Here is a 1,657-nt window from a genome sequence, read left to right on the forward strand (position 1 = left end):
CATGTTCGATATACCATCCTGGTACACCGGTCTCATCCTGAGACTCCCCGAATCCTTGGGGCTTTCCTGTTCCGTTCCGTCAGTTCCTTCCGACACGTATAGATTACGTTTTTTTTCGCCCGAATGTAGGTATTACCGACATTATCGTCCTTGAGTAACCGATTACATTCATGGCGACAAAACAATAAAACATATAAAAACAACAACTTGATATTAAATGTTACGTATTATTCCATTATATGAACATGTTATTTCCCACGTTCTTGTAAGAGATCTCGCACAAACCCGCAAGATAAAGTCCATCAAAAATAGATTGGCACAACTCAAAAAGCACAATAGAGCGGCAAGATAGGCAATAAACCTAAGCGGTAATACCCAATAACAAGAGGGGGATAATCCCAAGCATAATCAGTGCATGATCTCAGTGAATGATCAGAAGTGGCATAAGAATACTTGGTAACTGAAGAGGAGGTGGCGTTTTTAAATAAATTGTTATTCTACAATCAAAATTCTAACGCCGTTATCGAACATTTGAGCAAGCGAGAATGATGCATTATTTACTACGGTTGGGATTAAACGCAGCGACAAGGCTAACAGTACTACATAAAAGAACGGGCGCAACATCCGTTGCGCCCTTAGGTCTTACATGTAGCCATCCCGCTACGATAATGCTCCCTGCATCATCCTTGTTGTTCACATCCTTGGCGGTAATCCCTAAGCTCCATCCTCGAGCTGTCCTTCGGTGTTTCCCTGACCTGTCGCTCTATCCTAAAGCGACTCTCTCAATCCATCCTGGCGGTGTCCCTTTCCCTCATCCTGAAGGCGTTCCTGATAACTCGTCCTGAGAGGTCCTTGTCCTATCCTAGAACACTTCCCTATACCGTATCCTTACGATTGTCCTAGCCCCATCCTGAAGCTGTCCTTCGGTGTTTCCCTGACCCGTCGCTCTATCCTAAAGCGGCTCTCTCAATCCATCCTGGCGGTGTCCCTTTCCCTCATCCTGAAGGCATTCCTGATAACTCATCCTGAGAGGTCCTTGTCCCATCCTAGAACATTTCCCTAAACGTCATCCTGACGTATATCCCTGCTCCATCCTGAAGCTGTCCTATGGCATCCTTCCTGATCGCCATCATGGCAATCACCAGCATCCCTACCGCTTTCCAACCGTCCTAGTGAAACAGGCATCCTCGCCTGCATCTCCTCATCCTTAAGGCCGCGCATCCTACGCTTTCCGTTCCCTGTCGCGCATCCCGTCGACAGAGACAATAATACTCGCAAGCCCCCGGCAAACAATTACCAGATCTTCCTTCTTCGGACTGAAAGAATATGCCATCAGCGAAAAATAAAAATAAGTGATTGATTATTATAAAATAAAAAGAAAAGGGATAGAGATTTTAGGCTGATGAGATCATAGAGCTCTCACGTTTTTGTAAGAGATCTCTTACAGAAGGACAGGCACAACACTGCAACCCATTGCATTAGAGAATATGACTATTCTTTTTTGCAATAGCAGAAATATATTCCAAATATAACTCTGTTAGCTATATTTTATAAATTAAACAGTGAGATGAGTCAAATAGATGGGGTAGCACAAGGAAGGTGGCTGGCATCGCCTTGGCAATGATGCCAAAAAAGAACGGGCGCAACTTGCGTTGCG

At 44.6% G+C, this 1,657-nt stretch carries 1 protein-coding gene; it reads right to left on the reverse strand.

Going from position 1 to position 1,657, the window contains the following annotated elements; genetic code table 11:
* Window positions 1-1,059: 1,059 nt before the first annotated feature.
* Window positions 1,060-1,221, reverse strand: a complete 162-nt coding sequence (locus tag ABT56_RS24150; RefSeq protein WP_157037956.1) for a hypothetical protein — start codon at window positions 1,219-1,221, stop codon at window positions 1,060-1,062.
* Window positions 1,222-1,657 lie beyond the last annotated feature (436 nt).

The organism is Photobacterium aquae (assembly GCF_001029445.1).
GTDB classification, from domain to species: domain Bacteria; phylum Pseudomonadota; class Gammaproteobacteria; order Enterobacterales; family Vibrionaceae; genus Photobacterium; species Photobacterium aquae.